This window comes from Kitasatospora sp. NPDC088351, assembly GCF_040685575.1.
GTDB lineage: Bacteria > Actinomycetota > Actinomycetes > Streptomycetales > Streptomycetaceae > Kitasatospora.
Genome location: NZ_JBFBIL010000114.1, coordinates 1 through 7,001, shown reverse-complemented (window position 1 = coordinate 7,001; position 7,001 = coordinate 1). Strand labels below are relative to the sequence as shown.

Annotated in this window: 7 protein-coding genes; 2 read left to right on the top strand and 5 right to left on the bottom strand. The window is 68.8% G+C overall.

Going from position 1 to position 7,001, the window contains the following annotated elements; all coding sequences use genetic code 11:
• On the bottom strand, nt 1-944 hold a 944-nt coding region (locus AB0P06_RS36425; RefSeq protein ID WP_363615225.1), incomplete at its 3' end, for a serine protease.
• Between the two features lie 394 nt (nt 945-1,338).
• On the opposite strand from AB0P06_RS36425, the gene AB0P06_RS36420 reads away from it, so the two are divergent.
• The gene (locus AB0P06_RS36420) at nt 1,339-2,112 is read left to right on the top strand and encodes an isoprenyl transferase (protein ID WP_363615227.1); all 774 of its coding nucleotides are present in this window, start codon (nt 1,339-1,341) and stop codon (nt 2,110-2,112) included.
• Between the two features lie 134 nt (nt 2,113-2,246).
• Nucleotides 2,247-2,741, top strand: a complete 495-nt coding sequence (locus tag AB0P06_RS36415) for a hypothetical protein (protein WP_363615223.1) — start codon at nt 2,247-2,249, stop codon at nt 2,739-2,741.
• A 154-nt stretch (nt 2,742-2,895) separates the two neighbouring features.
• On the opposite strand, the gene AB0P06_RS36410 is transcribed toward AB0P06_RS36415, so the two are convergent.
• The 4 genes from AB0P06_RS36410 to AB0P06_RS36395 form a co-directional block, all read right to left on the bottom strand.
• Nucleotides 2,896-3,999, bottom strand: a complete 1,104-nt coding sequence (locus tag AB0P06_RS36410; protein ID WP_363615222.1) for a DUF4037 domain-containing protein — start codon at nt 3,997-3,999, stop codon at nt 2,896-2,898.
• Between the two features lie 115 nt (nt 4,000-4,114).
• Entirely contained in the window at nt 4,115-4,666 is a 552-nt protein-coding gene (locus AB0P06_RS36405) for a hypothetical protein (RefSeq protein ID WP_363615220.1), read from the bottom strand.
• Nucleotides 4,667-5,229: 563 nt separating this feature from the next.
• Nucleotides 5,230-5,691 carry a hypothetical protein gene (locus tag AB0P06_RS36400; protein WP_363615218.1) on the bottom strand — a complete coding sequence of 154 codons (462 nt, stop codon included), beginning with the start codon at nt 5,689-5,691 and terminating at the stop codon, nt 5,230-5,232.
• A gap of 85 nt (nt 5,692-5,776) precedes the next feature.
• Nucleotides 5,777-6,904 carry an RHS repeat-associated core domain-containing protein gene (locus AB0P06_RS36395; RefSeq protein ID WP_363615216.1) on the bottom strand — a complete coding sequence of 376 codons (1,128 nt, stop codon included), beginning with the start codon at nt 6,902-6,904 and terminating at the stop codon, nt 5,777-5,779.
• Nucleotides 6,905-7,001 lie beyond the last annotated feature (97 nt).

Below are 7,001 nucleotides of genomic sequence, written 5' to 3'. Positions count from 1 at the left end.
GTGGCCGAGTAGCCGAGCGGCGCGGTGCCACCGGTGGCCGTGATCTGCAGGTTGGCCGAGCCGTTCAGCGCGGTGGACTGGTTGCCCGGGTTGGTCACCGAGACGGAGCCGCTGCCGGCCGGCCTGGTGAGGAGGCAGCCGCTGACGTTGAGGTCGATGACGCGGCCGGTGCCGAGGCAGGTGGTGAACCAGTAGGTCTCCTCGCCGTAACTCTGGCCCTGGGTCACCGTGGTGGTGCCGTCGGCCGCCACCTCGCACGGGTTGTTGAGCGTGCACATCGCACCGTCGTCGTTACCGGTGTTGTTGATGCCGACGACCTTCCTGGTGGCGGCGTCGACGATCGGCGAACCGGAGGTGCCGTGGGTGGTGTTGCAGCCGGAGCTGTAGCGGATCGAGTCGTGCCAGGTCCACTGGTCCTCGCGCAGGGTGCCGACGAAGCCGTTGATGGAGCAGTTCCACGTCTGCTTCCAGTACGAGGACGGTATGAACATCGAGGAGCCGTCGACCGGGTGGGTGTCACTGATCGTCAGCGCGGTCGCACCGTACTTGGTGCCGATGGACGCGAAGGTGTCGGTCAGCTGGTACAGGGCGACGTCGGTGCCCGTCATGGTCGCGTAGAGCACCTTGTCCGCCTGGACGGTGCCGAGCGACGCACCGGATGCGCCGAGCAGCGTGCCGCTCCGGCTGGCGCTGGTGTTCTGGATGACCTGGCCGGCGGACGGCATCGTCGGCAGGCAGTGGCCGTTGGTGAGCATCAGGGCCCGGTCGGTGTCGACCGAGGAGGGGTAACGCACCAGTGACGCCGAGCAGTTGCTCAGCGCGATGGTGGAGGTCAGATCGCCGGCCTGCACCGCCTGAGCGGCCTGGGCGGGGGCGGCGGCGCAGGTCAGCGCACCCGCGACCACCACGCCGGCACCGGCTACGGCGACAAGTCTCCTGAACATGGCTCTCCTTGTGGGGGATTGGCGGGGCGCACGATCGGTCACGGACGCCCGCGCCGCACGAAAATGCCATGGCCACTTCAATAGAGCAACCGTTCAGACAGAACTCGCGGCCGAAATTCCGCACCCGCGGACCCCGGAGGCCGGCCACTCACGGGCCGTCACCTTCAGATACCCGCACCGCCGGTGCCGACAACCCCGGCCCGGGAGAGTCGCGCCTCCCGGCCTTCGCCCCGCCGGGGCGCGTGGACGCGTCGCACAGCGCCTTCCCCACGGGCGCGCCCCGGTCGCCCCGGCCACCCCGACCCCAACCCCCGCTGCCGACAGGACACTCGGTGAACCGCTGGTACCGTCGACGGCGGACTCACGCGATGGATGGAGACGGTTCATGAGGCTGCTGCCGCTGGTGCTCCGCCGGCCGATGGAAGCGGTGTACGAGCGTCGCCTGGCCAGCACGCTGGCGGGCCTGTCGCGCCCGCAGCACGTCGGGATCATGCTCGACGGCAACCGGCGCTGGGCCCGGAAGGCCGGCCACGACGACGTCCGCGAGGGGTACCGGGCGGGCGGCGCCAAGGCGACGGAGTTCCTGGGCTGGTGCGCGGCGGCGGGGATCGGGCACGTGACGCTCTTCATGCTCTCCGACGACAACCTCGGCCGCCCCGCCGACGAACTCGGCCCGCTCATCGAGGTCATCGAGGAGACCGTCCGGGACATCTCCGCGACCGGCCGCCCCTGGGAGGTACAGGTGATCGGCTCGCTCGACCTGCTGCCCGGCGACACCGCCCGGGTGCTGAAGGAGGCGGCCGCCGGCACGGCCGGGCGCGGCGGACTGAAGGTCGACGTCGCCGTCGGCTACGGCGGCCGCCGCGAGATCGTCGACGCCGTGAAGAGCGCCTTCGAGGAGCACCTCGCGGCCGGCGGCGACCCGGTCGAGCTGGTCGGGCGGTTCGACGAGGAGCACATCTCCCGGCACCTCTACTCCTCGGCCGGGGACCGCACCGACTTCATCATCCGCACCTCGGGCGAGCAGCGGCTGTCGGGCTTCCTGCTCTGGCAGTCGGCCTACGCCGAGATGCACTGGGTGGACTGCTACTGGCCCGCCTTCCGCCGCGTCGACTTCCTGCGCGCGCTGCGCTCGTACGCGGGCCGCGAACGGCGCTTCGGCAAGTAGCGCGGAGGCGGGGCGACGGGGCGAGGTGACGGGCGGGGTGCGCGCCCGGTATCCCAGAGTTCGGGGATAGCCCGGAGATCACCTTCCGAAGGAGAATCGGTCCAGACCAATTCCTTCGGAAGGAAGTGTCGTCGATGGCCCGTCCGCCCCGTTCCCTCACCGTCGCCGCGATCGCCGCCCCGGAGGAACGCAGGCCCCGCCGGCTGCCCCGACTCCTCGCCCTGCCCGTCGTCGTCCTCGCCCTCGCGCTCGGCCCGTTCGCCACCTCGGCCTCCGCCGCCGACCGTGAATTCCTCGACGACTACGCGCAGTTGACGCCGCTCCCCGCCCCCGTCGCGCCGCCGCAGAAGTGCGTCCAGCGCCACGTCCAGCTGGAGGCCGGCACCTACGCCTGGAGCCTGCTGACGCCGGGCGGGAACTCCCCCGCCGAGGACGTCCAGCTTCCGACCGACGGATACACCTGGAGGATGTGCCTGTCCCCCCGGATCGGCGCCTACAACGTGACGACCACCCTCACCCCCGACACCGCCGGTCGGCCCACCCGGTCGAAGAGCGCCCTGTTCGGGGTCGACTCAACCTACATCTACACCTGGGGCTCCCAGCTCTACCGCTGGAAGCCCGGCCCCTGAGCCACCCGTACCGCGCCCCGGACAACGGGCGCGCGGCACCCCCGGGCACCCCGCAACGGTGCCCCCGAACGCGAAGGCCGGCCGTGGGCCCGCAACCACGGTCGGCCTTCGTCCTCCGCTCCACGGGGAATCTCCCCGCTCCCATGGCGGTTCGTCACCCCACGGCTTCGTTCACCGCCCGGATCGCCCCGCGCCTGGACAGCAGGTCCGTACTGTCCGCCCACTGGTCCACGCTCCCGGTGAGCGGCCGGTCGCGCAGTTCTGGATCGGTGACCGTCTCCGCCAGGGCATGGGCGAAGCGCTCGGCGTGCAGAACCAGGAACGGCCGGCCGTGGTACGGACGGCGGGCCGGATCCTGCGGCGCCGCCGGCCCGATGGCGTTCTGCAGCGCGGCGACCGTCTCGTACGCGTCGCACAGGTGCCGCTCCCGCGCCGGGTAGTCCGTCGCGGCCAACGCCCCGCGCAGGGCGGGCGCCAGCCGCTCCGCCACCGCCAACCGCCCGAAGGCACTGCCCAGCCACTTCCCGTACGGGGCGTACCGGCGCTCCAGCAGCAGGCAGAGCCGCATCAGGTCGCGCACCAGCCGCCCGGCGGTGACGGCCGACCCCAGTTCGTCCCCCACTTCCGCGCAGCGGCCGACGAACGCCTCCTCCTGGGCGATCCGCTGCCACTGGCAGGCCAGCAGGTACCGCCACACCTGCTCGGGGTACCACACCAACCGTGCCCGCACCGCGGTGAGTTCTCCGGTGCCGTCGTGGAACACCGCTCCCCCGGTCACCTCGGCGAGCCGTTGCTGCGGCATCACCAGCCAGTCGCGGACCGACGGTTCGGCCCCGGCTTCCGTGAGCCCCAGGCGATCGGAGAGCCACGGCCCGAGTTCGCGCACCACCACCCGGTGGTCGACCGGCCCGTCCGTGACAGCCAGGTGGCCGACCGGGTCACGCGGGTCGTCGCCACGGCGGAAGTGGGTGGACCAGCCGCGCACCTGCTTCGGCAGCCGCTCGGCCAGCAACCGGACGATCTCCGGCCCGCGTCGCCCGGCTTCACCGGCCGGGAGGAAGAGGTCCAGGCACGGCCCCCAGTCGTGGTCCGTCGACCTCGCCGTGTCGAACCCGAGCACCTCCGAGCCGGCCCCGACCCGCGCGGCGGCGTACCGCAGACCCGGGCAGGCCTCGTCGAGAACCGGGCGCACCGCCTCCTCGTAGAGGATCCGGGAGAGTTCGAGACCAGGCAGAAACGGGGTATCGGGCGCGATCATGTCGCCCACTCTCCCGACGGCCGCCAACCCGGTCCAGCGGATATCGTCCCGCGCCGCCGACCGGGCGGCTCGGCGGTCGTCGGCGCGGCCGTCCGGCAGGGCCCGAGGGCGCCCGTCAGAGGTCGGAGATCCGCACGCCCACCCGGGACATGCCCGGCCAGGCCGGAGCCACCTGGACGTCGATCTGCCAGTACTGCTCGTCACGCGGCTCCGAGCCCACCCGGGTCAGGTCCGGCGACGGCTCGTCGGCCACGCAGCCGGTGATCGAGACACCGGGGCGGGTCGCGGCCGGCAGGTGCGAGCGGACCAGGTAGCCCTTGGCCTCGGTCTCCGGCAGGTCGAAGCCGACGGTGAGGTCCCGCTCGGCCATGCCGTGCCCCGACTGGAAACGGACGTTCGCGGCCCCGTCCGGCAGGGTCAGGCCGAAGTGCGCCAGCGCGTCACCGAGTTCCACCGTGGACGGCGCGCAGGCCCGCGGGTCGTCCACGTGGTCGGGGTCGTCCCGCCACGGGCTGCTGAGCAGCCCGGCCCAGATGGCGAGGCAGCCGGCGACCACCGTGACACCCGCCGGCGCCGGCAGCCCGCACCCGACGAGCACACACCCCCAGCCTCGGCTCCGGCTCCCGGCCACCTCCTCGTACGCCCCCGGCACGATGTCGACGACCACGTCCGCGGGCCCGCCCCATCGCGCCCGTCCTCCGCCCGGATGCCATCCGCCATCGCGGCAAGTCCCCCTCGCCTTGAACCGGTTCGACATGATCGCACGGGGTGGACCGGAGCAGACGCCGGGACCTCACCGTTGACCGGGCAACATACCGTGTGAGCACTGGACCGAAGAGTGCCCTCTTCGGAGTCGACTTCACCTATATCTACACCTGGGACTTCCGGCTCTACTGCTGGAAGCCTGGTCCTCGAGGTACCCGCGCCGCGCCCCAGGCGGCCCGCAACGACGCCCCGAACGCGAAGGCCAACCGCGGGCCCGCAACCACGGTCAGCCTTCGTTCCGCACTCCCGCTCGTCGCCGACCGAACGCCGCATCGGCGCCCCCTTCCATGAAATCAAGAAACCCGGCAAGAAATAATTTCCGGCCGGGTTTCCTGGCGCAAGAGCAAGCGGTCAGGACCGCGAGCAATGACGCGGTTCACGACAGCTGGGTATACCTGCAGACTCCAATCACAAGCCAGCCGAGTTTTCTGGTGATCCCCGGATATCTCGGCCGACAACTACCGCCTACTGGTCACTGTCAGGCTTACGAAGCAGCTCATTGGAACTGCAGGCCTGGTCGGGATCCTCTACCAGGCAGATATTAATCCCGCCCTTGTCCTTCTGCACACTCGCCTCGATGCCGCACCCGAGTTCCGCGTCCCGTCCGTTGGGGCGGAGAGTGATGGTGGAACCCGTCGGGTCACTGTGCTTGGCGACCTCAGTTCCGCGCGCCAGCAGCAACCATTTCCCCGAGGCCAGCGAATCGGCGCATCCCGCCCGAAGGGGAATCACCTTGGCGAGATTCCCGGAGGTGAAAGTGCCATCTTTCTCGAACACGACGGTTGCCCCGCTCGGGTTTGCCCATTTACCGACGACCTGGCCCTGCGAAATCTCAATGGTGGATCCGCCTGCCGCACAAGAGCTGAGCAGCAAGGCAAGGAGCACAACAGAGCCCGCATGGATGGATGTGATTCGCTGGATCTTCATCTGGAGCTTTCGTGGTACCGGTTCGGGAAGGGAGAGCATCCACAGCCGGGCGCCGTGAAGCGCGACTGCGGGTGCTCGGGTGACGTCAACGAAGATACGCCATGTAATCGGCACACTGGTTGATCGGCCAGTACTCGTCCCAAGCAAAGCGCTCATAGATCGACTCTCCCGGCAATGGCCAGCCGATCCAGTTCTCCCAGGACCTCGGGATGACGTGCGTGGCAGAGTTCCAGCCCGAGATATTCCTGATATCGAAATGGATTCGAACAAGATTATTCTCGGTATCAACTTCCTTGACCCAAGCACCGCCCGAGTAAGACCCGAGCACGGCAGCGGCATAGTTACTCGTGCCGTGGCGGCCGTGTGTGACAGTACCCAAAACATCCGACACTGCGCCACGTATGCTATTCAGCAAAGTACCCGGAGCAGGCCCCTCGTCCTTGTATCGGATTGTCACCGGGTCCATGGCATCCGGGGCCCCTGTTGTCACCCCTGCCACCAACTGGGCCCTAGCAGTGTTCACAGTGTTGTGCTTCGCGAGCTCACCGACCATAGCGGATCCTCCACCGAACTGCAGATTTCGATCAGTGGCAGAAGTGGCCCAGTTGATGAGCAGGCGGAAGGATCCCATCTCATCGTTCCCGCCAGGGGCGTCCTTGATGATTCCAGACTTATTGGATGACGAAGGCGTTCCCGATGCCCCCGGGAGCTTAAAGTTCGAAGGACCGCTGTAGTTGAAGCACTGCGCGCAACTCAAGCTAAACGGCGACCCACTCAACTGCAACCGCTTCAGAGCGGCCTGACGCCGGGGCTCATCCTTCTTGATCTCGCTCGTTATCTTCGCATAGTTCACACCTTCACCCACCACTTTTGTGCCATTGTTCTCGCACTTGTACATCCCGCTCGCGCATTCCTGCAACGCAAGACCGCTGGCATCGACCTTGTCCACCGGGTTGTTATTGCTGTACGCGTAGGCGTTCCACTGCTGGGGATCCTCGGAAAGAATGACCGGATCCGCACTGATGAAGCGGCCGGTGGCAGGTTGGCACTGCCGTGCGCCGAGGTTGGTGAGGCCGGTGGTGTCGTCCTTGGTGCCGTCGACGTAGCCCTTGTCGCCGAGCCAGGTGCCGGGTGTGGGCTGGTTGCCGCGGGGGTTGCCGAACGCGTCGGTGGGGCGGCGGGTGGTGGCGGAGGTGGTGAGGTCGATGCTCACAGTGAACCGCTGCGGGTTTGACCGAGACTCGTTCTCTTGGAAGGATCGAGTCCGTTATGAGGAAGCCATACCCCAGTGAGGTCCGGGAGCGGGCGGT